Source organism: Micromonospora luteifusca, from assembly GCF_016907275.1.
GTDB classification, from domain to species: Bacteria; Actinomycetota; Actinomycetes; order Mycobacteriales; family Micromonosporaceae; genus Micromonospora; species Micromonospora luteifusca.
Genome location: NZ_JAFBBP010000001.1, coordinates 2,115,408 through 2,141,952, shown reverse-complemented (window position 1 = coordinate 2,141,952; position 26,545 = coordinate 2,115,408). Strand labels below are relative to the sequence as shown.

21 protein-coding genes are annotated in these 26,545 nt (G+C 72.3%); 16 read left to right on the top strand and 5 right to left on the bottom strand.

From position 1 onward, the window contains the following. Window positions 1-29 precede the first annotated feature (29 nt). The 4 genes from JOD64_RS09255 to JOD64_RS09240 form a co-directional block, all read right to left on the bottom strand. A complete protein-coding gene (locus tag JOD64_RS09255; protein WP_204941862.1) occupies window positions 30-3,791 on the bottom strand; it encodes a multifunctional oxoglutarate decarboxylase/oxoglutarate dehydrogenase thiamine pyrophosphate-binding subunit/dihydrolipoyllysine-residue succinyltransferase subunit in 3,762 nt (1,253 codons plus the stop codon). A gap of 292 nt (window positions 3,792-4,083) precedes the next feature. Then, entirely contained in the window at window positions 4,084-4,896 is an 813-nt protein-coding gene (locus JOD64_RS09250) for an ABC transporter permease (protein ID WP_204941861.1), read from the bottom strand. After that, the gene (locus JOD64_RS09245; RefSeq protein WP_204941860.1) at window positions 4,893-5,828 is read right to left on the bottom strand and encodes an ABC transporter ATP-binding protein; all 936 of its coding nucleotides are present in this window, start codon (window positions 5,826-5,828) and stop codon (window positions 4,893-4,895) included. Before JOD64_RS09245 ends, JOD64_RS09250 begins: the two co-directional genes overlap by 4 nt. Before the next feature lie 141 nt (window positions 5,829-5,969). Continuing rightward, window positions 5,970-6,617 (bottom strand): hypothetical protein, encoded by a 648-nt coding sequence (locus JOD64_RS09240; RefSeq protein ID WP_204941859.1) that lies wholly within the window; start codon window positions 6,615-6,617, stop codon window positions 5,970-5,972. A gap of 160 nt (window positions 6,618-6,777) precedes the next feature. Between JOD64_RS09240 and JOD64_RS09235 the strand changes: the two genes are divergently transcribed. The 9 genes from JOD64_RS09235 (at window position 6,778) to JOD64_RS09195 (ending at window position 16,219) form a co-directional block, all read left to right on the top strand. Continuing rightward, window positions 6,778-7,566 carry a GNAT family N-acetyltransferase gene (locus tag JOD64_RS09235; protein WP_204941858.1) on the top strand — a complete coding sequence of 263 codons (789 nt, stop codon included), beginning with the start codon at window positions 6,778-6,780 and terminating at the stop codon, window positions 7,564-7,566. Beyond that, window positions 7,563-8,507, top strand: a complete 945-nt coding sequence (locus JOD64_RS09230) for a lysophospholipid acyltransferase family protein (RefSeq protein ID WP_204941857.1) — start codon at window positions 7,563-7,565, stop codon at window positions 8,505-8,507. The genes JOD64_RS09235 and JOD64_RS09230 overlap by 4 nt, the downstream gene beginning before the upstream one ends. 112 nt (window positions 8,508-8,619) lie before the next feature. Then, window positions 8,620-9,444 (top strand): DUF4097 family beta strand repeat-containing protein, encoded by an 825-nt coding sequence (locus JOD64_RS09225; RefSeq protein WP_204941856.1) that lies wholly within the window; start codon window positions 8,620-8,622, stop codon window positions 9,442-9,444. Then, window positions 9,441-10,052 (top strand): PadR family transcriptional regulator, encoded by a 612-nt coding sequence (locus tag JOD64_RS09220; RefSeq protein ID WP_204941855.1) that lies wholly within the window; start codon window positions 9,441-9,443, stop codon window positions 10,050-10,052. Before JOD64_RS09225 ends, JOD64_RS09220 begins: the two co-directional genes overlap by 4 nt. Before the next feature lie 97 nt (window positions 10,053-10,149). Continuing rightward, window positions 10,150-10,851 (top strand): response regulator transcription factor, encoded by a 702-nt coding sequence (locus tag JOD64_RS09215; RefSeq protein WP_184178241.1) that lies wholly within the window; start codon window positions 10,150-10,152, stop codon window positions 10,849-10,851. Next, window positions 10,848-12,404, top strand: a complete 1,557-nt coding sequence (locus JOD64_RS09210) for a sensor histidine kinase (RefSeq protein ID WP_204941854.1) — start codon at window positions 10,848-10,850, stop codon at window positions 12,402-12,404. The genes JOD64_RS09215 and JOD64_RS09210 overlap by 4 nt, the downstream gene beginning before the upstream one ends. Before the next feature lie 62 nt (window positions 12,405-12,466). Further along, a complete protein-coding gene (locus tag JOD64_RS09205; RefSeq protein ID WP_204941853.1) occupies window positions 12,467-14,149 on the top strand; it encodes a S1C family serine protease in 1,683 nt (560 codons plus the stop codon). Between the two features lie 182 nt (window positions 14,150-14,331). After that, a complete protein-coding gene (locus JOD64_RS09200) occupies window positions 14,332-15,003 on the top strand; it encodes a BON domain-containing protein (protein ID WP_204941852.1) in 672 nt (223 codons plus the stop codon). Window positions 15,004-15,163: 160 nt separating this feature from the next. Then, a complete protein-coding gene (locus JOD64_RS09195; RefSeq protein WP_204941851.1) occupies window positions 15,164-16,219 on the top strand; it encodes a glycosyltransferase family 4 protein in 1,056 nt (351 codons plus the stop codon). Between the two features lie 28 nt (window positions 16,220-16,247). Here the strand turns inward: JOD64_RS09195 and JOD64_RS09190 are convergent, their stop codons facing one another. Then, the gene (locus tag JOD64_RS09190; protein ID WP_204941850.1) at window positions 16,248-17,684 is read right to left on the bottom strand and encodes a serine/threonine-protein kinase; all 1,437 of its coding nucleotides are present in this window, start codon (window positions 17,682-17,684) and stop codon (window positions 16,248-16,250) included. 165 nt (window positions 17,685-17,849) lie between these two features. Between JOD64_RS09190 and JOD64_RS09185 the strand changes: the two genes are divergently transcribed. The 7 genes from JOD64_RS09185 to JOD64_RS09155 all read left to right on the top strand — a co-directional run bounded on the left by JOD64_RS09185 (window position 17,850) and on the right by JOD64_RS09155 (window position 26,424). Further along, complete coding sequence (locus tag JOD64_RS09185) at window positions 17,850-18,683, top strand: patatin-like phospholipase family protein (RefSeq protein WP_204941849.1); 834 nt, start codon at window positions 17,850-17,852, stop codon at window positions 18,681-18,683. Then, window positions 18,683-19,687, top strand: a complete 1,005-nt coding sequence (locus JOD64_RS09180) for a 1-acyl-sn-glycerol-3-phosphate acyltransferase (protein WP_204941848.1) — start codon at window positions 18,683-18,685, stop codon at window positions 19,685-19,687. Before JOD64_RS09185 ends, JOD64_RS09180 begins: the two co-directional genes overlap by 1 nt. 140 nt (window positions 19,688-19,827) lie before the next feature. Beyond that, complete coding sequence (gene cutA, locus JOD64_RS09175) at window positions 19,828-20,148, top strand: divalent-cation tolerance protein CutA (protein ID WP_204941847.1); 321 nt, start codon at window positions 19,828-19,830, stop codon at window positions 20,146-20,148. A 48-nt stretch (window positions 20,149-20,196) separates the two neighbouring features. Beyond that, window positions 20,197-23,685: an SCO7613 C-terminal domain-containing membrane protein gene (locus tag JOD64_RS09170; RefSeq protein ID WP_204941846.1), complete on the top strand. Its 3,489-nt coding sequence runs from the start codon at window positions 20,197-20,199 to the stop codon at window positions 23,683-23,685. A gap of 136 nt (window positions 23,686-23,821) precedes the next feature. Then, window positions 23,822-24,874 (top strand): fatty acid desaturase family protein, encoded by a 1,053-nt coding sequence (locus JOD64_RS09165; RefSeq protein WP_204941845.1) that lies wholly within the window; start codon window positions 23,822-23,824, stop codon window positions 24,872-24,874. A 105-nt stretch (window positions 24,875-24,979) separates the two neighbouring features. After that, entirely contained in the window at window positions 24,980-25,273 is a 294-nt protein-coding gene (locus JOD64_RS09160; RefSeq protein ID WP_204941844.1) for a 4a-hydroxytetrahydrobiopterin dehydratase, read from the top strand. Continuing rightward, complete coding sequence (locus JOD64_RS09155) at window positions 25,270-26,424, top strand: FHA domain-containing protein (protein ID WP_204941843.1); 1,155 nt, start codon at window positions 25,270-25,272, stop codon at window positions 26,422-26,424. Before JOD64_RS09160 ends, JOD64_RS09155 begins: the two co-directional genes overlap by 4 nt. Window positions 26,425-26,545: the final 121 nt, after the last annotated feature.

The following is a 26,545-nucleotide window of genomic DNA, read 5'->3' as shown; positions in this document are numbered from 1 at the left end:
CCTGCCCCGGCTCTCGTGGTGCGGTCAGGTCACGGGCGGGGGAGAGCCGCCTCGATCAGCGCGGTCTGCTCGACCTCGTGGGTCTTGGCCGAGCCGACCGCCGGGGCGGCCGCGGCCGGGCGGGAGATCCGCCGAAGCCGAACGTCCGCGAGGTGCTCCAGCAGGTTGAGCGCGACGAACGACCAGGCGCCCTGGTTGGCCGGCTCCTCCTGCACCCAGGCGAAGTCCTCCGCGTTCGGGTACTGCGCGAGGGCCGCCCGGATCTCCTCCACCGGCAGCGGGTACAGCTGCTCGATCCGGAGGATCGCGGTGTCGGTGACGCCGCGCTCCTGACGGGCCTGGAACAGGTCGTAGTAGACCTTGCCCGAGCAGAGCAGGACCCGCTTCACCGCCTCCGGTGCCGGGGCTGCCGTGTCGCGCAGCACCGGCTGGAAGGTGCCGGTGGTGAAGTCCTCCACCGAGGAGACGCAGAGCTTGTGCCGCAGCAGCGACTTCGGCGTGAACACCACCAGCGGCTTGCGCTTGGGCGACAGGGCCTGGCGGCGCAGCAGGTGGAAGTAGTTCGCCGGGGTGGTCGGGATGGACACCCGCATGTTGTCCTCGGCGCACATCTGCAGGAACCGCTCCGGCCGGCCGGAGGTGTGGTCCGGGCCCTGGCCCTCGTGGCCGTGCGGCAGCAGCAGGGTGACGGCGGAGCGCTGGCCCCACTTCACCTCGCCGGACGAGATGAACTCGTCGATCACCGACTGGGCGCCGTTGACGAAGTCACCGAACTGGGCCTCCCAGGCGACCAGCGCGTTGATGTTCTCCACCGAGTAGCCGTACTCGAAGCCCATCGCCGCGTACTCGCTGAGCAGCGAGTCGTGCACGAAGAACCGGGAGCGTTCACCGTCGCCGGTGAGCGACTTCAGCGGCAGGTAGTCGTCGCCGGTGCGGGAGTCGACCACCGAGGCGTGCCGCTGGACGAACGTGCCGCGACGCGAATCCTGCCCGGCCAGCCGGACGGTGACCCCGTCGTGCAGCAACGCCCCGAGCGCGATGATCTCGCCGAAGCCCCAGTCGATGTTGCCCTCGACGGACATCTTGGCCCGCCGGTCCAGCAGTTGCTGGATCCGCTTGTGCGGGGTGAAGCCCTCCGGGAGGTTGATGTGCGCCTCGCCGATCGCCTTCACCACGGACGCGTCGGTGGCGGTGTCGACCTGCGGCTCCGGCTCGACCTCGCGGCGCGGCCGGTTGAGCTGGCGCGGGGCCGAGGCGGCGTCCCGAGTGGCCTTGAAGACCTTCTCCAACTGCGCCTGGTAGTCCCGCAGCAGCTCTTCCGCGTCCTCCACGGTGATGTCGCCGCGACCGATCAGCTCCTCGGTGTACAGCTTGCGGACCGAGCGCTTCGAATCAATGATCTTGTACATCTGCGGGTTGGACATCGACGGGTCGTCGCCCTCGTTGTGCCCGCGCCGGCGGTAGCAGACCATGTCGATCACGACGTCCTTGTTGAACGTCTGCCGGTATTCGAAGGCCAGCCGCGCCACTCGGACCACGGCCTCCGGGTCGTCCCCGTTGACGTGGAAGATCGGCGCCTGGATCATCCGGGCCACGTCGGTGCTGTAGAGGCTGGACCGGCTGTACTCCGGGGCGGTGGTGAAGCCGACCTGGTTGTTGACCACCACGTGCACGGTGCCGCCGGTGCGGTAGCCACGCAGCTGCGACAGGTTGAGCGTCTCGGCGACCACACCCTGCCCGGCGAACGCCGCGTCACCGTGCACCGCGAGCGGCAGCACGGTGTAACCCTCGAGCTTGAGGTCGATCCGGTCCTGCTTGGCCCGGACGATGCCTTCCAGCACCGGGTCGACGGCCTCCAGGTGCGACGGGTTGGCCACCACCGACACCTTGACGGAGTGCTCGCCACCGGGAGTGGTGAACTTGCCGTTCTGGCCCAGGTGGTATTTCACGTCGCCGGAACCCTGCGTCGAGCGCGGGTCCAGGTGGCCCTCGAACTCCGAGAAGATCTTCTCGTACGGCTTGCCGACGATGTTGGCCAGCACGTTGAGGCGACCCCGGTGGGCCATGCCGATGACGACCTCGTCCAGCCCGTTTTCGGCGGAGGACTCCAGCACCTCACCGAGCAGCGGAATCAGCGACTCGCCGCCCTCCAGCGAGAAGCGCTTCTGGCCGACGTACTTGGTCTGCAGGAAGGTTTCGAACGCCTCGGCGGCGTTGAGCCGGTTGAGGACGTGCTTCTGCTCGTCGGCGGGCGGCTTCTCGTACTTGCGCTCGATCCGTTCCTGGACCCAGCGGCGCTCCTCCGGGTCCTGGATGTGCATGTACTCGATGCCGACCCGGCGGCAGTACGAGTCGCGCAGCACGCCGAGGATCTCGCGCAGCTTCATCCGCTGCCGGCCGGCGAAGCCGTTGACCGGGAACTCGCGGTCCAGGTCCCACAGGGTGAGCCCGTGCTGGAGGACGTCCAGGTCGGGGTGCTTGCGGATCTTGAATTCCAGTGGGTCGGTGTCGGCCATCAGGTGACCGCGCACCCGGTACGCGTGGATCAGCTCGTGCACCCGGGCGGTCTTGTTGATCTGACCCTCGGAGTTGACCGCCACGTCGCGCATCCAGCGCACCGGCTCGTACGGGATGCGCAGCGAGGTGAAGATCTGGTCGTAGAAGCCGTGCTCGCCCAGGATCAGCTCGTGCATCACCTTGAGGAACTCGCCGGACTGCGCGCCCTGGATGATCCGGTGGTCGTACGTGCTGGTCAGCGTGATGATCTTGCTGACGGCCAGCTCGGCCAGGGTGGTCTCGGACATGCCCTGGTAGGGGGCCGGGTACTCCATCGCGCCGACGCCGATGATGGCGCTCTGCCCCTGCATCAGCCGCGGCATCGAGTGCACGGTGCCGATGCCGCCCGGGTTGGTCAGCGAGATCGTGGTGCCGGAGTAGTCCTCCATGGTCAGCTCATTGCGCCGCGCCCGCCGGACCACGTCCTCGTACGCCTGCCAGAACTGCCGGAAGTCCATCTGCTCGCAGCCCTTGATGGAGGGGACCACCAGGTTGCGGCTGCCGTCCGGCTTGGCCAGGTCGATCGCGATGCCGAGGTTGACGTGCTGCGGGCGGACCACCGCAGGCTTGCCGTTGGCCTCGGCGAAGGAGTTGTTCATCTCGGGGTGCTGGACCAGCGCCCGGACCAGCGCGTAGCCGACCAGGTGGGTGAAGCTGACCTTGCCACCGCGCCCGCGGGCGAGGTGGTTGTTGATCACGATGCGGTTGTCGACCAGCAGCTTGGCCGGGACCGCGCGCACGCTGGTCGCGGTGGGCACGCTGAGCGAGGCGTCCATGTTCTGGACGATCTTCGCGGCGACGCCACGCAGTGGCGTGGTCTGCGGGCCGTCGGCGGTCGGCGCGGCGGCCTTGGCGGCCGGCTTCGCCGGTGCGGCCTTCTCCGGTGCGGCCTTGGGGGTGGCCGGAGCGGGGGCGGGCTTGGTCGGTGCCGACTGCGCGGCGGTCGGCTTCGGGGCGGTCGCCGGCCGCGCGGCGGCGCTCGGCTGGGTGACCGTGGCGGCTGCCTCCGGCTGGCCGTCCGGCTCGGGGGCGGTGGCCGGCTTCTCCGACGACGACTCGGCCCCGCGCGGCGTGGCCGCTCCGGGTGCCGGCCGGTAGTCGGCGAAGAAGTCGTGCCAGGCCGAATCGACGCTCGTTGGGTCGGCGAGGTACCGCTGGTACATCTCCTCGACGATCCACTCATTCGGGCCGAAACCCGCCAGTGGGTTCTCCTGCGAAGTCTGCTGGGTCGACACGGCCGGTAATCGCCTCTTTCACGCGGGTTTGTGTGGCACGCGGTGTGTCCCTCGCGCCCGATTAGGAGCACGGGACGGACGGGTCCCAGGCTACGCCGTACCGATCGCGCAGGCATTTCCGCCTCGGTCCCGTGGCCGGTTTCACAGAAGATGCCAGAAGTTCGGCAACCGCTGCGCCGATGGTCGAGGGCTGGTAACACGCCGGAATCCGCCCCGTCCCGACCCTGCGGCAACGACGACGACCCCGGGGCGGCCAGCTTGTCGCCGCCGCCCCGGGGTCGGAAGACCGCCGTCAGGCGATGTCGCGCCGCCGAGTGAGCAGGACTCCGACGACCCCGCTGACCACCGCGTAGCCGATCAGCACCAGGGCACCGACCCACCAGGCCGGCACGAACTCGGACTGGCCTTCGGTGATCATGACCTGGGAGGCGACCGCGGGCCAGACCACCTGCCACTTGAGCACCGCCTCGCTGTCGAGGAGGTTCGACAGGAGCAGGAACAGCAGACCCACCACCTGGGTACCGACCAGGTAGAGCACCGCAGCCGTGATCACCGCACCGAGTTGGTTGGTGATCAGCGTGCCGATACCCACGCCGAGGATCGTCCAGATGGCGTACGCGAGCAGGTTGAACAGCAGCGCCCGCTGCACCGGCCACTCGCCGAGCTGAGCGCCGTAGTCGTTGAGGGACAGGAAGATCGAGCCGGCGGCCAGGTCGATCAGCGTGGTCGCCAGCCAGAAGAGGAAGCCGAGCAGGCTGGCGGCGACGAGCTTGCCGACGATGACCGAGGTGCGCCGCGGCGTGGTCAGGAACGTCGTGGTCGCCGTCTGGTGGAAGAACTCGTTGGTGACCATCAGGATGCCGATGAGCATCACGAACATCAGCCCGAGATACTGGCCCGAGGTGTAGATGTTCGCTGCCTGCGCCGCCGGGGTCGACTGCTCTGGGCTGGCACCGAATTCTCCGCCGTCGCCGCCGAGGACGGTGACGGCATACCAGGCGTTGAACGCGAAGGCCAGGACGATCGACACGAACGCGCCGAGAGCCAGCCACCACCAGGTGCTGGTCGTGCGGATCTTGAGCAGTTCGGCTCGGACCAGGTTCATCGGATGCCCGCCTTTCCGGCCGTCAGCTCCAGGAAGACCCGTTCCAGGTCGGGCCGTTCGGTGGTCAGTTCGTGCAGCTCGACGCCGGTGGCCAGGGCGGTCCGGCCGATCGTCGGGGCGTCCACCCCGGCAACCAGCAGGGTGCCGTGCTCGTCGGTGTCGACGGTCGCCGACTGCGCCTTCAGGGCGGCGATCAGCGCCTCGGCCTGCGGAGTGCGGACCCGGACCCGGGCGCTCTGCGCCATCGAGCCGAGAACCTGGTCGACCGGCCCCTGCCGGACCAGCTGCCCGGCCGCGATGATCACCACGTCGTCGGCGAGCAGCTGCATCTCCGACAGCAGGTGGCTGGAGACCAGCACGGTCCGGCCCTCGTGGGCGAGGTTCTTGAGGAACCCACGCATCCACCGGATGCCCTCCGGGTCGAGCCCGTTGGCCGGCTCATCGAGGATCAGCACCCGGGGGTCGCCGAGCATCGCGGCGGCGATGCCGAGCCGCTGCTTCATGCCCAGCGAGTAACCCTTGAACTTGCGCTTCGCCGCCGGGGTCAGCCCGACCAGGGCCAGCGCCTCGTCGGCCCGCTCCTTGGGCAGCCCGGCCGCCGCGCAGATGACCCGCAGGTGGTTGATGCCGGTGCGGCCCTTGTGCGCGCTGGATGCCTCCAGCACCGCGCCGACGTGCCGCAGCGGGTTCGTGAGGTCGGTGTACCGATGGCCGCTGATGCTGGCCGTGCCGGCAGTCGGGGTGACCAGGTTCAGCAGCATGCGCAACGTGGTGGTCTTGCCTGCGCCGTTCGGGCCGAGGAAGCCGGTCACCCGCCCCGGCGCCACGGTGAAGGACAGGTTGTTCACCGCCCGCACGTTCTTGTACTGCTTCGTCAGACCGGACACCACGATCTGACCGTCGCTGGTGGGGCTTCGCTGCCCGTCAGTCATCGTTCTCCTCCCGTGTGTGGCGTCGAGGTACGCCGTGGCACAGCGTGACGGCCCGGGGCAACGAGGTCAATCAGGCTCGGTCCGTACCTTCTGGTCCGCCGCAGGGTGGAGGTGACTCCTCCCTGGGGACTACGGCCGGGCTCAGCGGGCGATCCAGGTCGCCCGGGCGGCGCCGAGCAGCGCGCCGTCCGGGCCGTACAGGCTGGTGTGCACGAGCGCCTTGCGCCCATCGACGCCGAGCAACGCCCCGGTCACCACGCATTCGTCGCCCGGCCCCGGCAGCGCCGCGACCACGGCGGCGATCCGACCCAGCAGGTACGGGCGGCCCGGCGCGAGCACAGCCCAACCGCCGGGGCAGTCCAGCGCCGCCCAGACCGTGGCCGCGCTGACCTGTTCGGGGGCCCGGAACGGCGCGGCGGTCCGGCCATCCGGCAGCGGACCGGGGAAGATCCGCAGCCCGTCGGTCCGCTGCGGCCCACAGACATAACAGCTGGGGAACGGATGCTCGACGAGGCCGGGGTAGCGGGCCGCCGCGGCCACCGCGGTGTCCAGGTCGACCGGGGGTACGACGGCGTCGACCGTCCCGGCCGGGCGCACCTCGGCCACCAGGTCGCCGGACGGGTCACGGACCTCGCCGTCGACCAGGCTCAGCTCGGTCTCCAACGGCGGTGGCCGGCGCAACGTCACCTCGACCGGGCCGGTGCCGCCAGCCGCGGCGGCGAACACTCCCGCGCTCCAGCCGCCGTTGCCGGATCCGGCGGGCCCGTTGTAGCGGGACTCGATGCGCATCGTCGACCTCCGGTGGGGGCGCGCCGGCGCGTTCGCCGGTCCGCCCCGGCAGCCTCGCACGCCCACCGCCGGGTGCGGCTCGCGGTCTCGCCTGCCGGCGTTCATCCGATCGACACCAGTGGTCCCCATGGATGGCAACCCGGGCACCTAGACAGATCCCATGGCCGTTCTGCATGCCGCTGGCGCACCCCTGACGACCAGCGGATACACCCTGCTGATCGCCGACGACCCCACCCAGGTCGCGGCCGCGCAACGCCTGCGTCACGAGGTGTTCGCCATTGAGCTCGGCGCCACTCTCCTCCCCGGTGCGGCCGGGTTGGACGTGGACCCCTTCGACGCGTACTGCGACCACCTGATCGTCCGCGAGGACAGCACCGGCGAGGTGGTCGGCACGTACCGGCTGCTGCCGCCTGGCCGCACCCACCGGCGGTACGCCGAGGACGAGTTCGACCTCACCGCGCTCGACCCGCTCCGCGACGACCTGGTCGAGGCGGGCCGATCCTGTGTGCACCCGGACCACCGCACCGGCGCGGTGATCAACCTGATGTGGGCCGGCATCATCCGGTACCTGCATCTGCGTGGCTCCCGCTGGCTCGGCGGCTGCGCCTCGGTGCCGGTGGCCGACGGCGGGCGGACGGTCGCCGAGGTGTGGAACCAGGCCCTGACCCGGCACCTGTCGCCGCCGCCACTGCGGGTCCGCCCGCTGCGGCCCTGGTTCGCCGACCCGACCGCCGCTCTCACCGCCGCTGCCCCGTTGGCAGCCGACGCGGCCGGGCGCGCCGCGGTGCCGCCGCTGCTGCGCGGTTACCTCCGGCTCGGCGCGTGGATCTGCGGTGAGCCGTCGTACGACCCCGACTTTGGGTGCGCGGACTTCTACGTGCTCTTCTCCCTGGACCGGATGAACCCGCGCTACCTGCGGCACTTCCTGGGTGCGGAGGCGCAGCGGTGACCGCCGTGCCGCACGACCTGTGGCGGCCCCTGTCGGGTTGCGACGACGACTGTCTGCCGGCGGCCGGCGAGGTGCCCACGGTGCCGGTGGCCCGCCGGGTGCTCCGGCTGGTCGCGGTGACCGGCATGCTGCTGGCCGGGGTCGGCCTCGTGGTGCTGCTGCCCGTGCTCCCGACCCGGGAGCGGCAGGCGGCGGTGCGCGGCTGGGCCCGGGCCACCGCCCGAGCCCTCGGCGTACGGCTGGTGATCCGGGGTCGGCTGCCCCGGCGGCGGGCGCTGCTGGTCGCCAACCACGTCTCGTGGCTGGACATCCTCGCGGTGCTGGCGGTCGCGCCCACCCGGATGGTCGCGAAGCGGGAGATCCGTTCCTGGCCGCTGGTCGGCCTACTGGCCGCGGCGGCGGGCACGGTCTTCGTGGACCGGTCCCGGCCGCGGGCGCTGCCGACCACCGTCGGCCGGGTCGCGGACACGCTACGCGCCGGACGGTCGGTGGCGGTCTTTCCGGAGGGAACGACGTGGTGTGCCGGTGTCGGTGCCGCCGACTGTCGCCCCGGCGGTGGTTTCCGGCCCGCGATCTTCCAGGCGGCCATCGACGCGGGCAGCCCGGTGGTGCCGCTACGACTCACCTACCGCAGTGCGTCCACGGGAACGACCACCACAGCTGCCGCCTTCCTCGGTGCGGACACCCTGCTGCGGTCGGTGGCCCGGGTGGTCACGGCGCGGGATCTGGTGGTGTCGGTGACGATCGCCGCCGCGCTGCACCCGGCCCGTGACGCCGACCGGCGGATGCTGGCCCGGGCCGCCGAGTCGGCCGTACGTCTGCTGCCCACGGCGGGTGCCGTGGCGCGAGCCCGGCAGCGTTCGGTGCCCACGGCGCCCCTGGCCGCCGTTACGGTGCGGACGCCGGCCGCCACCGGCAGCGAACTGGACCTCGCGGCCTGACCGGCCCGACGATCGGGGAGGGGCGGCCGACCGCTCTTGTAGTATCGCGATGTATCGCGTTACTCTCCTCTCGTCAGACGCGCTTCGGCGCGTCGTCGAGAGGAGGACAGCCATGACCGGATGGACGGTCGAGAGCCCGCAGCGGCTCACCATGGACGGCCCGGTCACCCGGCTGGACGTCCGCCTGGTCAGCGGACGGCTCAACGTGGTCGCGACCGATGGCCCGACCCGGGTCGACGTCACCCAGGTCGGTCGCCGGCCGGTCCTGATCGAGCACTCCGACGGCCGGCTCAGCATCCGCCAGGAACGCGGCCGGGGCTGGTCGGACGTCCTGCGCTGGTTCCGGATGATCCACCGCTATCCGCGGGTGGACGTCTCCGTCGCCGTGCCCGCCGATGTCCTCGCCGACCTGGGCCTGGTCGCCGGCTCGGTGGTCGCCTCCGGGTTGCGCCGGCAGACGACGGTCCACGTCACCGCCGGTCAGATCACCCTGATGGGCCTGCGCGGCAACACCTCCGCGAAGATCACCTCCGGCCCGGTCGAAGCGCTCGGTGTACGCGGCGAACTCACTCTGGAGACAGTCTCCGGGGAGGTGATCATCGCCGACAGCGCCGCCGAGCGGGTGCGGGCGCAGACCGTCTCGGGCGCGATCACCTGTGATCTGGACGGTCCTCGGCGCAGCGAGATCCGGCTGAGCACCATCTCGGGCAGCATCACCGTCCGGGTCCGTGCGGACAGCGACCTCGCCGTCCAACTGCACACCGCCTCGGGCCGGATCACCAGTGGCTTCCCGCAGATCCGCACCTCGACGTTCCCCCTGCCCAGCAGCGCGGGAGTGCTCGGTGCCGGCGAAGGTAAGCTCTGGGCTTCCGCGACCTCGGGGAGCATCGCCCTGCTCGCCCGAGCGGTCGACGACGAGGGGGAGGAGCTGCCGTGACCGCCGTGTTCAGCCACGGGCGGCTCCGGCTCTACCTGCTCAAGCTGCTCGACGACGGCCCGAAGCACGGCTACGAGCTGATCCGCCTGCTGGAGGACCGGTTCCTCGGGCTCTACGCGCCCAGCGCCGGCACCATCTACCCCCGGCTGCAACGGTTGGAGGCCGAGGGTCTGGTCAGCCACACCGCCGCCGGCGGTCGCAAGACCTACGACATCACCGACGCCGGCCGTGCCGAGCTGCGCCAACGGGCCGGCGAGTTGACCGCGCTGGAGGCGGACATCGCGGCCTCGGTGGCCGACCTCTCCACCCTGGCCGGCGAGATCCGCAGCGAGGTACGCGGCTCGGTTCGCGACCTCAAGCGGGAGCTGAGCGAAGCCACCCGGCAGACCCGACGTACCCGGTGGGAGACTCAGGCGCCGCCGCCTCGGCCGACGCCGGCCGGCGGGCCGCACGACGTACTGCTCGACGAGTTCGACAAGCGGCTGGCCGCGTTCACCACCGAGGTGGGTCGGCTGGTGCGCGCCCGGCAGTTCAGCGACACCCAGTTGCGCACCGCGATCCGGCTGCTCGACGGCGCGCTGGACGGGCTGCGCCGCCTGCTGCGCTGACCGACGCCGTCGCCGACCCGGGGCGCGGCCGCCGACTCACAGCTTTTTTGCAGCAACCGTCCAGCGCCGCCGCAGTGACGTCACCGATGATGGGCCCATGCCCGCTACCCAGACCGAGGCGCGACTGCTCGTCGTCGAGGACGACCCCAACATCCTCGAACTGCTCTCCGCGAGCCTGCGGTTCGCGGGCTTCGACGTGGCCACCGCGACCAGTGGGAGCGCGGCGCTCAACGCCGCCAAGGACCACCGGCCCGACCTGGTGGTGCTCGACGTGATGCTGCCGGACCTGGACGGCTTCGAGGTCATCCGGATGCTGCGCGAGGGCGGCACCCGTACCCCGGTGGTCTTCCTGACCGCTCGGGACGCCACCGATGACAAGATCCGTGGGCTGACCCTGGGCGGTGACGACTACGTCACCAAGCCGTTCAGCCTGGAGGAGTTGACCGCCCGGATCCGCGCCGTGCTGCGCCGCACCACGACCGGCGAGCAGACCCCGTCCCGGCTCACCTTCGCCGATCTGGAGTTGGACGAGGAGACCCACGAGGTGCACCGGGCCGGCCAGCGCGTGCAGCTCTCGCCGACCGAGTTCAAGCTGCTGCGCTACCTGATGCTCAACGCCAACCGGGTGCTGTCCAAGGCGCAGATCCTCGACCACGTCTGGAACTACGACTTCCGCGGTGACGACAACATCGTCGAGTCCTACATCTCCTACCTGCGGCGCAAGGTCGACACCACCCAGCCCCGACTGATCCACACGCTTCGTGGCGTCGGGTACGTGCTGCGCAAGCCGGCGGCGTGAAGGCGGTCCAGCAGGCGAAGGGGCGGGTGCGGGGCATCCCGCTGCGGGTCAAGCTGGTCACCTCGGTGCTGGCGCTGGTCGCCGTCGCGCTACTGGTGATCAGCTCATTGACCGCCTACCTCCTCCGCAACTACCTGGAGGGCCAGGTCGACGGGCAGATCAGGTCGACCGCCCAGGGTCTCGGCCAGCTGCTCCCGAAGCTGCGCAGCGGTGAGGTCAACGCGATGCTGCCCAGTGACTATGTCCTGCGCCTGGCCGACGAGCAGCAGGTCTACAAGCCGGTCTACGACAAAGTCAGTCTCGATCCCGAGCAGCTGCCCACCTTCGCGACGAGCCGCGACGGCTTCGAGGATCTGGAGGGGGAGCCGCGGACGGTAATTTCGCAGGACGGCCTCACCCGGTGGCGGCTCTACTACGCGGCCCAGCCGGACGGCTCGGTGCTGGCAGTGGGTCAGCCGCTGACCGACGTGGACCGGGCGGTGAAGCAGCTCGTCTGGATAGACCTCCTGGTCGGCGGCGCAGTGCTGATCATGTTGGCCTCGGTCGGCGCGGCGATCGTCCGGACCAGCCTCAAACCCCTGGTGGAGATCGAACGCACCGCCGCCGCCATCGCCGGTGGTGACCTGACCCAGCGGGTGCCCGACCCGGAGCAGGGGCAGGAGCATCCGACCTCGGAACTGGGCCGGCTGTCCCGTGCGCTGAACGCGATGCTCACGCAGATCGAGGCGGCATTCACCGCCAGAGCCGCCTCGGAGACCGCGGCGCGCTGGGCGGAGAGCGCCGCACGGGATGCGGCCGTCGCCGCCCAGGCGTCCGAGTCGCGGGCCATTCGCTCGGAAGAGCGGATGCGGCAGTTCGTCGCGGACGCCTCGCACGAGCTGCGGACCCCGCTGACCACCATTCGCGGCTTCGCCGAGCTGTACCGGCAGGGCGCAGCCCGGGAGCCGGAGCAGACCGCGGGTCTGCTGCGCCGCATCGAGGACGAGGCGTCCCGGATGGGGCTGCTGGTGGAGGACCTGCTGCTGCTCGCCCGGCTGGACCGGGAACGGCCGCTCTCGCTGACCCCGGTGGAGTTGCCGGTGCTCGCCTCCGACGCGGTGCAGGCCGCCCGGGTGATGGCCCCGGATCGTCGGATCGAGTTGGAGATCGAGCCCGGATCGGGTCCGCTCGTCGTCTCCGCCGACGACGCACGACTGCGTCAGGTGATCGGCAACCTGGTCACCAACGCGCTGACCCACACCCCGCCGGACGCCGAGATCCGCGTGCGGTTGCGTGCCGAAGCGGGGGACCTCGCCGTCGTGGAGGTGGCCGACACCGGCCCCGGTCTCTCGGCGGAGCAGGCGGAGCGGGTCTTCGAGCGGTTCTACCGGGCCGACGCGGCGCGTACGCGGCGGGCCGACGGCAACACCGGCACCGGCCTCGGCCTGGCCATCGTGGCGGCGCTTGTCGCCGCGCACCACGGCTCGGTCGAGGTGGCCGAGACACCCGGCGGTGGAGCCACCTTCCGGGTCCGGCTGCCGCTGCTGCCACAGGGCGAGGAAGCGGGCGAGTGACTTTCAGCCAACTTCCAGGACGGTTCCAGCTTGATTGCAGTGCCCAGGGAGAAGGTAGTGGCATGACCGAGTTCGAGTCCGACCCGCAGCGCCGGCCGGCCCCCACCGACGCCGAGCCGTCGCATCCCACCGCCGAGCTGCCGCGCGACGAGCGCGCGCAGTCCGACTCCCCGACCACTCCCGTCGCGGTCGTCTCGACCGCCGGTGACTCCCCGGTCGCTTCGACCGCCGGTGACACCGAGGCCACCGTCGTCACGCCCGCCGCGACCGACGCGACGGCCGCACACCCGGGCCAGCCAACGGGGTACGAGCCGCCGACCGTCGCGCAGCCAACCGGGTACGAGCCGTCTGCGCCCGCGCAGCCGACCGGATACGAGGCGCCGACCAGCACCCCGTCCGCGCCGCCGTACCCGGTCTCCGGGCACTCGGCACCTGGCCAGCCCGGCTACCCGCAGCCGACGGCCGGCCAGTACCCCGGTGCACCCTGGTACGCGAGCCAGCAGTCCGGCTGGGCCGGCGGGGGGCAGCCGGGCATGGCGTACCCGCCGCACCAGCAGCACGCCCAGCACCCGGGTCAGCACGCCCAGCACCCAGGGCAGCACGCCCAGCACCCCGGTCAGCCGCAGCACCCGGGTCAGCCGGTCCCGCCGTGGGGCCCGCAGGTCGCGCCGCCCGGCAGCGGCCCCCGGCCGGGCCGGATCGCCAAGTTCGCCGGTGCCGGCGTCGCGGTGTTCGCCCTGATGCTCGGCTCCGGCGTGGCCGGTGGGGCACTCGCCCTCGCCCTGGACGGCGACAGCGGCGGCGTCACCCGCACGTACTCCGCGGCACCGGTGCTCAACAGCGCCGACCTGCCGAAGATCGCCGCGTCCGTGCAGGACAGCGTCGTCTCCATCGCCACCGACAGCGGCGAGGGTTCCGGGGTGGTGCTCACCGCCGACGGCTACGTGCTCACCAACAACCACGTGGTCGCCTCCGCCAGCGGTGACACCGTCCAGGTGGTCTTCGCCGACGGCAAGACCGCGCAGGCGAAGATCATCGGCACCGACCCGAAGACCGACCTGGCCGTGGTCAAGGCCAACGGGGTCACCGACCTCAAGCCGGCCAAGTTCGGCGACAGCGACGCCATGCAGGTCGGCGACCAGGTGCTCGCCCTGGGCAGCCCGCTCGGCCTGCAGGGCTCGGTGACCTCGGGCATCCTCAGCGCCCGGGACCGCACCATCCGGGCCGGCGAGGGGCAGCAGCAGGACCCGACCCAGCAGAGCCAGCCCGTCAGCTCGATCTCCGGTCTGCTCCAGACCGACGCACCGATCAACCCGGGCAACTCCGGCGGCGCGCTGGTCAACACCCGGGGTGAGGTGATCGGCGTCAACACCGCCATCGCGACCTCCGGGCAGAGCACCGGCAACATCGGCGTCGGGTTCGCCATCCCCAGCAACAAGGCCAAGGACGTCGCGGGCAAGCTTCAGCGCGGCGAGAAGGTCAGCCACCCGTCGCTCGGGGTGGGCGTCAACCAGGCCGAGGGCGGTGGGGCACTCGTCGCGTCGGTCACCCAGGGCAGCCCGGCCGAGAAGGCCGGCCTCCAGCGTGGCGACGTCGTCACCCGATTCGGCGACAAGCTGGTCAACGATTCGGATGACCTGGTCGGCGCGGTGCAGGCCGGCAAGGTCGGCGACCGGGTCGAGGTGCAGTTCAAGCGGAACGGTGTCGAGAAGTCGGCAACCGTGACGCTCGCCGAGACGTCCTAACCGATATCTGAACCTGCCTCCTCCCTCCGGCGGCGGGTGGCGGGGCCGAGGGGGTCGGCTCCGTCACCCGCCGCTCTTTTCCGCCCGGACGGCGGTTCACCCGGATCGGGTGAACCGCCGTCACCCGTGTGACCGGCAGGTTCGGTGGGCGAGTCTCGGCAATCGAACCGGGGGTGGGGGCCATGACCGAGGTGGTGGATGTCCGCGACGACCAGCGGATCCAACGCGACGTCCTGGCGGAGTTGGCCTGGGACGCCCGGCTGCGACCGAATGAGATCGGCGTGACCGTCGACCAGGGCGTGGTCACCCTGACCGGATTCGTGGACGGTGCCGCTCGCAGGTGGGCCGCGACCCGGTGTGCACAGCGGGTGCGGGGCGTACGGGCGGTGGCCGACGAGATCGAGGTGCGGCTGCCCGGCACACCGGGGCGTACCGACGCCGAGATCGCCCTCGCCGCGTCCCGCGCGCTGGAGTGGGACAGCTTCGTCCCCGCCGAACGGCTGGACGTGACCGTCGCCAACGGCTGGTTGATGCTGCGCGGCGAGGTCGAGTTCGGATGGCAGCGCCGCGCTGCCGAGGGGGAGTTGCGCCGGCTCGACGGACTCCGGGGGATCACCAACCTGATCGAGGTACGACCGTCGGCCCCACCGGTCGCCGATCGGCTGCGTCGGGACGTCCAGCGGGCGCTGGTACGCACGATGGGTGCCGAGCGGGTGACCGTCGAGGTGGACGGCGACACGCTGGTCCTCGCCGGGGTGGTCCGGTCCTGGTGGGAACGCGACCAGGTCGAGCGGGTCGCCTGGTGCGCGCCGGGGGTGCGGGTGGTGCACGACCAGCTCCTCGTCGGCGGGTGAGCGTCCGCCTTGTCCGGTTTACCCGGGGCGTCACAGGGAACCCGCCGCCGACCACGCCCGTGCCGGCGGTGACGCCGCACCGGGAACCAACGGGGGAGGACTCGTGGCCGTGAACCATCCGCCTGCGGGCCGCCCTCCAGAGCGGTCGTTGCGCATCGCGATGGTGGTTCCACCATGGTTGTCCGTGCCGCCGCCCGGCTACGGCGGCCTTGAGCAGGTCGTCGCGGCCCTGGTGGACGCGTTGACCAGGCATGGGCACGTGGTGACCCTGTTCGGCGCCGGCAACCACCACGGCACCGACGCCGAAGGCTTCGTCTCCACCGTCCCCGAGGTCCAGTACGAGCGGCTCGGTGAGTCGCTGCCCGAGCTGGCCCATTTGGCCCGGGTGAATCGGCTGATCACGGCCGCCGAATTCGACGTGATCCACGACCACACCACGATCGGGCCGCTGCTCGCCGGCCGCCGGGCCGTACCGACGGTCGCGACCGTGCACGGCAACCCCGTGGGGGAGTACGGCGATGTGCTCAGCGAGATCGACTCGGATGTCGCCCTGGTGGCGATCTCACACGCCCAGCGCCTGCTGAACCCCAGCCTGCCCTGGGCCGGGACGGTGCACAACGCGCTGGACATCCGCGGCCTTCCGCGCAAGACCGAACCGGGCCGGGGCCCGGTGCTGTGGCTGGCGCGGTTCAGCCCGGACAAGGGCCCGGACGTCGCCATCCAGGCGTGCCGGGAGGCCGGGTTGCCCCTCCTGCTGGCCGGTAAGTGCAACGAGCCGGCCGAGCGCCGTTATTACGAGCAGGTCGTCGTGCCGCTGGTCGACGAGAATGTGACAGTCGTGCTCAACGCCGACCGCGCGGAGACGCTGCGGATGCTCGTCGACGCCCGCTGTCTGATCATGCCGATTCAGTGGGACGAGCCGTTCGGCATGGTCATGCTGGAGGCGATGGCGACCGGGACGCCGGTGGTCGCGCTCAACCGGGGTGCGGTGCCGGAGTTGGTCCGGCCCGGGATGACCGGGCTGGTCTGCGCGGGCCCGGAGGAGCTACCCGCGGCGTTGCTCGCAGCCGAGCGACTCGACCCGGACGACTGCGTGGCGCACGTCGCGGAGAACTTCTCGGTCGAACGGATGGCGTACGGCTATGCGGAGGTCTACCGGCGCTTCGCTGCCAACCGCCGCGACCTCCTGGAATCGGCCCGGGTGTCGGCCCGCTGACCCCGCCCGCCCCGGTGCTGCCGTGCGGTCAGACCCTCGCCGCGCCCAGGTTGGCGATGGCGGCGTCGAGTTGCTCCGCGTACGCCGGGCTGATGCCACCCTCGCCGAGGCGGACCGCGACCTTCTGGCGCAGCCGGGCCACCGGTGGTGCCAGCTCGTTGCGGCCGGAGCTGACCGCGGTGGTCAGGTTGCGCAGCTCGTTGCGCAGGTCGAGGCCCACGTCGCTGCGAATCTCCCCGGCGCTCAGCCCGGCGCCGATCAGCTTGTCGACCCGGCTGGCGGCCTCGATCAGCGTGCCCGGATCCGAGGTCGGCGAGCCGGTGCTCGGCTGCACCGACGGTGCCGCGGTCGGCTCGGACGGCGCGGAGACCGGCGGGTCGGTCGACGGGGTCGGCTCCGGACCAACCGTGGGCTGCGCCTGACGTGCCGGCTGCTGATCGGGCAGCAGGGCCACACCGGCCAGCGCCGCCCCGACCGCCAGGATCACCGGGACCAGCAGCAGCGCCAGCCGCCGTCGCGACCAGCCCGACTCGGTAGCCGTCCGTTCGTCCGCCGCCGGGACGGTGAGTGGCTCCGGCGGCAGGGGCCGGGTGGGCGCCCGGACGGTCGCGGGTGCGGGTGCGGGGTCGGCCGGCAACAACTGATCGAGTAGCACGGTGGCGACCTGCCGGGCGGTCGGCCGGTCGGCCGGGTCCCGGGCGAGGCTGCGCAGGCAGATCCGTGCCACCGGCGGGGGCAGCTCCGGAAGCTCGGCCAGCGTCGGCGACGGGCCGGAGGCCAGCGCGGCGCTGAGCTCCTCCCAGGTGTCCGCCGGGTACGGGACCCGGCCGGTGAGCGCCTCGTGCAGCAGGACGCCGAGTGAGTACACGTCGGTGGACGGTTGGGCCGGCGCACCGTCGAGCCGTTCCGGGGCGACGTACGCCGGGGTTCCGAAGGTCTCCCCGTCCTCGTCCTCGTCGGGGGCGCCGATCCGGGTGGCGATGCCGAAGTCGAGCACCTTGACCCCCGTCCGGGTCATCATCACGTTGGCGGGGGTGATGTCCCGGTGCACGATGCCGAGTCGGTGCGCGGCGGCCAGCGCGTCCGCGACCTGCGCGCCCACCTGGACCGCCTCGGCCCACGGCAACGGCCCTTCGGTGAGTCGCAGCTCCAGCTCCTCGCCGCTGAGCAGCTCCATCACCACGAACGAGGTGATCGAGCCGTCCGGGGCGACCGTCTCGCCGTAGTCGTGCACCGAGGTCACATGCGGATGCACCAACTGGGCGGCGGCCCGGGCCTCCTCGCGCACCATGCCCCGGAATCGCGCGTCGGCGGCCAGCGACGGTGCGAGCACCTTGAGCGCGACGACCCGGTCCAGCACCTCATCCCGGGCACGCCAGATCACGGACATGCCGCCGGCGCCGATCTGGTCGAGAAGTCGGTATCTGCGGGCCAGCAATCGGCCCGGATGCAGTGCTGCCTTCACCGATCGCACCTGCCTCAGGGGTGGGAGCGGTATCAGGTTGCGCGAATGTGTCCTGGCTGTCAACGCCGTCGCCGCAGCCTGTCGGCGGGCGGTGCCTGGCGTGCGCCGACCGCCCGGCGACGGTGGCCGGCCGGACGGCTGCGGGCCCGTGCCAGGATGAGGGGCATGGCGGGGGGACCGGTGGCGTTCGTGCTCGGCGGCGGGGGAGTGCTCGGCGCGGTCGAGGTCGGCATGTTGCGAGCGCTGTTCCGCGCCGGCATCCAACCCGACATGGTGATCGGCACCTCGATCGGCGCGGTGAACGGCGCGCTGGTCGCCGCCGACCCGTCGGAGGCGGTGACCGATCGGCTGGTCCGGCTCTGGGCCTCGCCGGAGGCGAGCGAGGTGTACGGCGACTCGGTCGCCCGGCAGCTGCGCCGCTTCGCTGCCCGCACCCATCTGCACTCACCTCGGCCGCTGCGCCGCCTGCTCGAGACCGAGCTGGGGGTGGACACCACCTTCGCCGAGCTGCGGGTGCCGTTCCGCTGCTGCGCCGCGCACATCGAGCGGGCCGCCGAGCACTGGTTCGACAGCGGCCCGGTGGTGCCGGCGGTGCTGGCGTCGGCCTCGGTGCCGGGCCTGCTCCCGCCCATGGAGATCGACGGCGCGCACTACGTGGACGGCGGCATCGTCAACTCCATCCCGATCGGCGAGGCGGTGGCCGTCGGCGCCCGCCGGATCTACGTCCTCCAGGTAGGTCGGATCGAACGGGACCTGACCCCGCCCCGACGGCCGTGGGAGATCGCGCAGGTCGCCTTCGAGATTTCCCGCCGGCACCGCTTCTTCCGGGAGATGGCGGCGCTGCCCGAGGGGGTGGAGGTGTACGTCCTGCCGACCGGAGGGTTGAACCCGCGCGACGACACCCCGTGGGCGTACCGGGACATGGCGGCGGTGGGGCGGCGGATCAGCCGGGCTTACACCGCTTCCCGGCGCTACCTCGCCACCCACCTGGAACAGTGATGCCGCTGCCCCCCAGGTGGCTGCGTCGGCTGCTGATCGCCCCCGCCGTGGTGGTGCTCGCGTTCGTCGTGGTCACCACGTTGCCGGTCTGGGCGCTACTCGCCGCGGCCGCCTCCCCGCTGGTCCCGGGCCGGTTGCGCCCGCTGCGGCTGCTCTGGATCGGCTGCGTCTACCTGGTCTGGGACGCCGCCGCGCTGCTCGCGCTCTTCGTGCTGTGGGTCGCCTCCGGCTTCGGCTGGCGGGCCCGGTCCCCGGTTTTCCAGCGCGCACACTACGTGCTGGCCGGCTGGTTCCTGCGGGTGCTGTTCTGGCAGGCCCGATGGACACTGCGCTTGCACATCGACGTGGTGGGCACCGACCCGGACACTGCGCTGCCGGGTCGGCCCGAGTTGGTGCTCTGCCGGCACGCCGGGCCGGGCGACTCGTTCATCCTGATCCACGGCCTGGTCAACTGGTTCAACCGGGAGCCACGGATCGTCCTCAAGGACAGCCTCCAGTGGGACCCGGCGATCGACGTGCTGCTCAACCGGTTACCCAACCGGTTCATCGCTCCGACACCGGAGCGCGCCGAGGAGACGGTCCGTTCGGTCGGGCACCTGGCCAGCGATCTGGACGACAACGACGCGTTCGTCATCTTCCCCGAGGGCGGCAACTTCACCCCCAAACGGCGGCTGCGCGCCATCGCCCGGCTACGGTCCCTCGGTCTGGAACGGATGGCCCTGCGCGCCGAGCGGATGCGCCACGTGCTCGCCCCGCAGCCCGGCGGGGTGCTCGCCGCGCTGGACGCCGCCCCGGACGCCGGGGTCATCTTCGTCGCCCACACCGGGCTGGACCGGATGCTCACCGTCGCCGACGTGTGGCGGGAACTACCGATGGACAAGCGGATCGTGATGCGGTTCTGGTCGGTGCCGCCGGAGGAGGTACCGGCCGGACGGCAGCAACGCATCGACTGGTTGTTCGACTGGTGGGCGCAGATCGACACCTGGATCGCGGCTAACCGGTGAGCGCGAGGAGTGCAGCGCAGCGGAGCCCCGCAGTCGCGAGCGAAATTCGGCGCGGTGAGCGCGAGGAGTGCAGCGCAGCGGAGCCCCGCAGTCGCGAGCGAAAGGCGGCTAATCGTGATGGTGCCGCGTAGGGTGCGAGCGTGGAGCAGATCTGCGTGGTGACGACGGTGGTGGATGCGCGTTCGGTCGCCGACGTGCTGGCGGCCGCAGCCGTTGCCGGCCGGCTCGCCGCCTGCGCACAAGTAGGTGGTCAGGTCGACAGCACGTACTGGTGGCGGTCTGGAGTGGAGACCAGCACCGAATGGTCGGTGCAGTTCAAGACCGCACCGGACCGGTTGTCCGCGTTGGTGGACCAGATCCGGCTCAGCCACCCCTACGAGGTGCCGGAGATCCTGGTGTCGAGGGTGGAGTGCGGCGATCCCGCCTACGCCGTCTGGGTGCACGAGCACACCCGCCTCTGAGTACGCGCACTCTGGGCCGCGGTCGGGTCGGCTCTCGATGATGACCGGGTGGATGACACCCGCTATCCCTGCCCGGCCTGTGGTGCGCCGGCCGACCTGAGCACTGGTTGCACCGGCTGCCGGCGCGCACCCGACCCGATCGCCGCTGAGGTGTGCCGGCTGGGCCGGGAGGTCGCCCAGCTCGAGCCGGAGGTGGAGCGGGCTCGTCGCACGTACACCGAGTTGGCTGGACGTCTGTCGGCCATGTCGCGGCGGCGGGCCGAGTTGGCGGCGGTCGTCCGCGCGGGGGTGGCCGCCTCCGTGGTGGCGCGTCCCGCGGTTCTCGTCGGGCCGGTGCCGCCCACTGCTGCGGGTGTCACGGCCGATTCGGTGCCGGGTGCGGCGGAGACCTCGACCCGGACCGTCCAGGGTCTGCTGTTCGTCCTTGGTGGACTCCTGCTGGGTACCGCGGCGGTGGTGTTCACCGCGGTCGCCTGGGCGGCGGTGGGGGTCGGCGGGCGGGCCTTGATCCTGGCCGCGTTCACCGCGCTCGCGCTGGCCGTACCTTTGCTGCTGGTCCGCCGGGGGCTGCGGGGCACGGCGGAGACGTTCGCCGCGGTCGGGTTGCTGTCGGTGGTGCTGGACGGTTACGCGGCCTGGTCGGTGGACCTGGCCGGTGTGGCCGGCTGGCCAGGCAGCCGGTACGCCGCGCTGGTCGGGGGGGCCAGCGCGGCGGTCGCCGTGGTGTACGGCCGGTGGAGCAGGTTGACCGGGCCCTGGTTCGCCGCCCTGCTGGCCGCTCAGCCGGTGTTGCCGCTGCTCGCCGTCGAGGCCGAGACCGGTGCGGCCGGTTGGGCGGTGGTCCTGCTGGCGGTGGCGCTGCTGAACCTGGCCGTGCTGGTCGGGCTGCGCGGCCGGGGAGGCGTGGCGCAGCTCGTCGGCCGGGTGCTGGCGGGCATCGGTCACGTCGCCGCGCTCGTTGGTGCCGCAAGCTGTGCCCTGGTGCCGCTGCTCCTCGGGCGGGCGGCGGGTTCGCCACTGCTGGCCGGGTTGCCGCTGTTGCTGGTCGCGCTGGCCGGGTTCGGTGCGGCCTGGCTGGTCGGCGGACGGGCGCTGCGGGCGGTGGCTGCGGGATTGCTGGTGTCGGTGCTCGCCGCCGCCCTGCTGCGCCCGGTGGCCGAGCAGCGGCCGTCACTGCTGCTGATCGCGGCGGCGACGGTGGCCCTCGTGCTGGCTGCGGCGGTGCGACTGCTGCCGGACGCGACCGGGCCGGTTGCGCCGGCGGTGGTTGGGTCGGGGCTGGCCGGTGCCGGCGGTTGGCGGACCGGCGCGCGCGCCGGCGCGCGCGCCGGTGCGCTGCTGGTCGCGGCTGGCACGGCGCAGGTGGCCGCGTTGATCGCCGCAGCGCTCGCGGTCGCCGCCGTCGGCCGGTCGATGCCGCCGTGGCGTGGGGCCGGGACGGGACCGGACCTGGGCTGGGGCTGGCAGCTGGCGCCCGCGTTGGCGTTGGCGCTCGGCGCGACGGTGCTGCTGATGCCCCGGGCAGCGCGGGCGGTGCTCGCCACGGCCGGCGCGGTGGCGGTGCTGCTCGCGCTGCCCGCCAGCTGGACGGCTTCCTGGCCTCAGGTGGTGGCCGTCGACCTGGTCGGCGGAGTGGTGCTGCTGCTCGCCGTGCTGGCCCGCCCGGCGGTCCGCCCGGCCTCCCTGCGTACCCGCGCGCTCGGTGCGGCCGTCCTGCTCGGGCACGGGCTGCTGGTCGCGCTGGCCACTGCGACCGGTGTCCTGGTGGCGCTCGGCACCATCGCCGTGGTCGGGCTGGCGCTGGCCGTACGTCGGGGCGTCGGGCCGTACCGGCAGGTGGCCGGCGTGGGTCTGCTGGTCGCGCAGCTCGCGCTGCCCGGGGTGGCGGCGGTGGCGCTGTTCGCGGGGGGCGCGCCGCCCTGGTGGCAGGCGCGGCTCGCGCTGGTCGCCGCCGGGCTGCCGCTGGTCGCGGTGCTCGCGGCGCGTCGTCACCGGGTGGAGCTGACCGGGTACGCGGTGACTGGCGCCGTGGTCGCGGTGACCGTGCCCGGACTCGCGCCGCTGGTCGCGGCGGGGAATGAACCCCTTGCGCTGTACGCCGCGCTGGCAGCGCTGGGCGTCGCGCTCGTCGCGAGGTGGGACCGGTCGGCGGCCGGCGACCACGAATCGACCCGGCCGGGCCTGCTGGCGGCGGGCGGCGCGCTGGGGGCGGTCGCTGTCCTGGCGGCCCTGCCTGCGGTGCTGACCGCCCTCGTGTCGCCGTACGGCAGTCCGGGGCGGGTATGGGCGGGGGTTCCCCCGGTCGTCGCCGATCCGACGGCGCTTCCCGCCGGGTTGGCGCTGGCCGTGCTGGCGGTGGCCGCCGTGCTGGCCGGCCGGCGGATCCGTCCTCCGGTGCTGCCCGCACTACCGTTCGTCGCGGCGGCCCTGCCGGTGCTGCTCATCGCGGTCGGTGCGCCGTGGCCGGTGCTCCCGGCAACCGTCCTGCTCGCCGGGTCGGCCGCGCTGCTGCTCGCCGCTCTGGTCGCGCCCCGCGCGGCGCTCGCGCCGATCGCCGTACCGGTGGGCGTAGTGCTTGTCGCATCCGGTGTGGTGGGTCTGCTGGCCACCCGAGCCGGCACGCTCGCCGCCGAGGGGGTGCTGCTGGTGGTGGCGGTTGCCGTCGCCGTCGGCGCCCGCATGGTCGAGGTGCGTGTCACCGGTTGCCTGGCTGCGGTCGGTGCGGCGACCGCACTGGCGGTGACCGCTCCGCTCGCCGGTGGGCTGCCGTTGCGGGCGGCGGCGTACCCGCTGCTGGCGGTGGCGGCGCTGGTGTTGACCGTCGCCGCTGCGATCACCCTGCCGCAGTCGGTCCCGGCGACGCCGGCCCGGGCACAGGTCGGGCGGGTGCTGGACGCTGCCGCCCAGGCGGTGGCGTTGGTGGCGGCGGTGCTCGCCGTCGAGGCCGCGCGGCACCTCGCCACCGTCTGCGTGCTCTGGGGCGCGGCCGTCGCGCTGCGGCTGCTGCGCAGGGGTGAGCGGGCCGGCCGACGGTGGGCGTTCGCCGGGATCGCCGCCGGCAGCGAACTGCTCGGGGCGTGGGTGCTGCTGGCCGCGGGTGGCGTGACCGTGCTGGAGGCGTACACCGTTCCGGCCTCGGCGCTCGCCCTCGGCGCGGGTCTGCTGGCGCTGCGCACCCGGCCTGGACTGACCAGCTGGCCGGCCCTCGGCCCGGGGCTGGTCGCGGCGTTGCTCCCGAGCCTCGTGTCGGTGCTGGCCGGGAGTGACCCGCAGCCGTGGCGGCGACTGCTCCTCGGCGCGGCGGCGCTGGGCGCGGTGCTGGCCGGCGCGTCCCGCCGTTGGCAGGCGCCGGTGCTGCTCGGCGGTTGGGTGCTGGCGCTGTTGGCCCTGCACGAGCTGGCCCGAGGTTGGGACCTGCTGCCCCGGTGGATCTACCTGGGTGCCGGTGGGTTGGCGCTGGTCGGGCTCGCCGCCACCTACGAGCGGAGGCGGCGTGACCTGGCTCGGTTGCGGGCAACGGTCGCCCGGCTGGGCTGAGCCGGACCAGTAGGGGTAGGGCCTGCCCTACCTCCCATCCGGGGGTTGTCGGGGTTACTCAGCGCTACGGCGATCAGGAGACTTGACATTAAGCCCGAACCACCCCGGTTCAGGCGCAAGCGGATCGGGAGCAGCAATGGCGCTCGGAGCGGTGGCGGAACCGCCGGTACGACGGCGAGGCAGTGATTACGCACAGTTGTCCCGACGGATCAGCCAGGCGGGCCTGCTGGAGCGGCGTCCCGGCTGGTACGTCACCCGTATCGCGCTTACCCTCGGCGCTTTCGTGGCCGGCTGGGTCGCCGTGTTCCTGCTCGGCGACTCCTGGTGGCAGCTGCCGCTCGCGGCCCTGATGGCGGTGGCCACCACACAGGTCGCGTTCCTCGGCCACGACGCCGGGCACCGTCAGATGTTCCGACGGCGTGGCCCCAGCGAGCTGGTGGGGCTGCTCGCCGGCAATGTGGCGGTGGGGATCAGCTACGGCTGGTGGGTCGACAAGCACAACCGGCACCACGCCAACCCGAACCACGAGGACGAGGACCCGGACGTCGGCGCGGGTGCCCTGGTGTGGACGCCCGAGCAGGCGCTGGAGACCCGGGGAATCAACCGTTGGCTGGCCAAGCGGCAGGCGTACCTCTTCTTTCCGATGCTCCTGCTGGAGGGTCTGAGCCTGCACGTGGCGAGCATCCGGGCGATCCTCGGGCGTGAGCCGGACGGCCGGTACACCACCCCGATGCGGCACCGGGCGGTCGAGGCCGCGCTGCTCGTCGTGCACACCGTCGGCTACGTGGCGCTGCTGTTGGCGGTCATGTCGCCGGTCAAGGCGCTGCTCTTCGCCGTCGTGCACCAGGCGCTGTGGGGCCTCTACATGGGCTGCGCGTTCGCACCGAACCACAAGGGCATGCCGATGCCGACCGCGGAAGACGAGCTGGACTTCCTGCGCAAGCAGGTGCTGACCTCGCGCAACGTACGGGGCAGCCGACTTGTGGACACCACGCTGGGCGGGCTCAACTACCAGATCGAACACCACCTCTTCCCGAACATGCCCCGCGCCAACCTGCGCCGGGCCCAGCCGATCGTGCGCGCCTACTGCGTCGAGCAGGGCATCCCGTACGCCGAGACCGGGCTGATCGAGTCGTACCGGCAGGCACTCGGTCACCTGCACGACGTGGGCCGGCCGCTGCGCGGCTGACTCGAACGGCTGCCGCGTCGACGGACCGGCTGGCGTGCCCGGCCGCTGAGCCGTCGCGTGGTGGCGTGTCCGGCCCGCCCGATGCTCCACCGGTAGGGTCTGGTCATGGCAGACCTGCTCACCGCGGACGCGGTGCGAGAAGAGCTGGGCGGGTTGACCGACTGGTCGGGCGACCCGACCGGCATCGGTCGCACGGTCCAGCTCGGCAGTTTCCCCGACGTCATCGCCGTGGTCGACCGGGTGGCGGCCGTCGCCGAGGAGCTCGACCACCATCCCGACATCGACATTCGATGGCGGACCCTGACCTTCCGCTGTGTCACGCACTCGGCCGGTGGGGTCACCCACCGGGACATCGAGCTGGCCGGGCGGATCGACGACATCGTCCGGAGTGCGGCATGAGATTCGAGATCAGCAAGGTTCTGGACGCCATCGAGGGGCGGGTCTGCACGGACCCGTCGCTGGCCCGGGCAGTGCTCGACCTGGCCGAGGTGATCCGCTACCAGGACATCGACGGTGGCCGGCCAGCCAGCCTGCTCCGGCTCGGCATGGTCATCGACGCGCTCTCCCGCGAGCTGGAGGAGGACAGCGTCCAGGTCTACGCGGTGGTGCACCGGGCGCTGCTCTCCGACGCCGACCTGACCTCCAACGAGCGGATGGTGGTCCGCCGCTGGGCCGACGACGGGCTCGTCGAGGTGCTCGACAACCCGGGCGACCGGATGTTGGAGGTCGCCGACCTGCTCGGACTGCCGGTGCTCAGTCGGGTCCGCTTCGACGGGCTGCGCGGACGGTTCCCGTGGCTGGTCGAGCAGCCCGGTCGGGTGCTCGCCCCGGTGCCGGGAGCCGGTGGGCCGGCGTTCATCGCGCACGTCGGTGGCGGACACGCGCCGGTCACCGGCAAGCGGTCGCCGACCGGGGCCAAGTTGCTGGCCCGCCAGTGGCGCTGCCCGGAATCGGGCTGCGCGTTGTTCGGCAGCGGTGGTGGGGGCGGCGCGTTCGCCGACCTGGCCGGGGGTGCCGACCGCAGCCCCGCCGCGCAGCCGCCGCCCGCGCTGCGCAATGGCGTACCGACCTGCCCCCGGCACGGCGCACGGCTCGGTGACGGGGGCCCGCGGCCGCGTACGGAGGTGCTCGCGGTGCGCGTCGGCGGCCTGGTCCGGCGGCGGTTCGTGCTCAGCGAGGAGCAGCCGGTGGTGGCCGGTCGGGCCCCCGAGCAGGACGGCGGCATCATGCTCGGGCAGTGGCTCAACGACGAGGCCCGGCGGTGGATCAGTCGTGGCCACGTCCGCTTCGAGCTGCGGGTTGGCGAGGTCATCGTGACCGACGTCAGCACCAACGGCTCCGGCATCCGTCCGGCCGGTTCGATGACCGAGTCGGAGCGGATCCCCCTGGCACCGCAGCAGTCCCGGGTGTTGGGTGAGAACGACATGGTGGAGCTCTACCCGGGCGTGCAGATCGGTCGGGCCGAGGAACTGCCCGCCGGTGCCCCGTTCACCCCGACCTCGGTGATGGCTGAAGCCCCGACGATGGCCATGCGCCTACCCCGTCCCTGACCCGCCCCGCGCTGCCGCCGCGCTGCCGCCGCAGCCGGTGAGGACCCGCACAGGAACAGGGAAAGTGCTGCCTCGGATGGTGTCGAGGCAGCACTTTCCCGGTAGTTGCGCAGATCTTGGC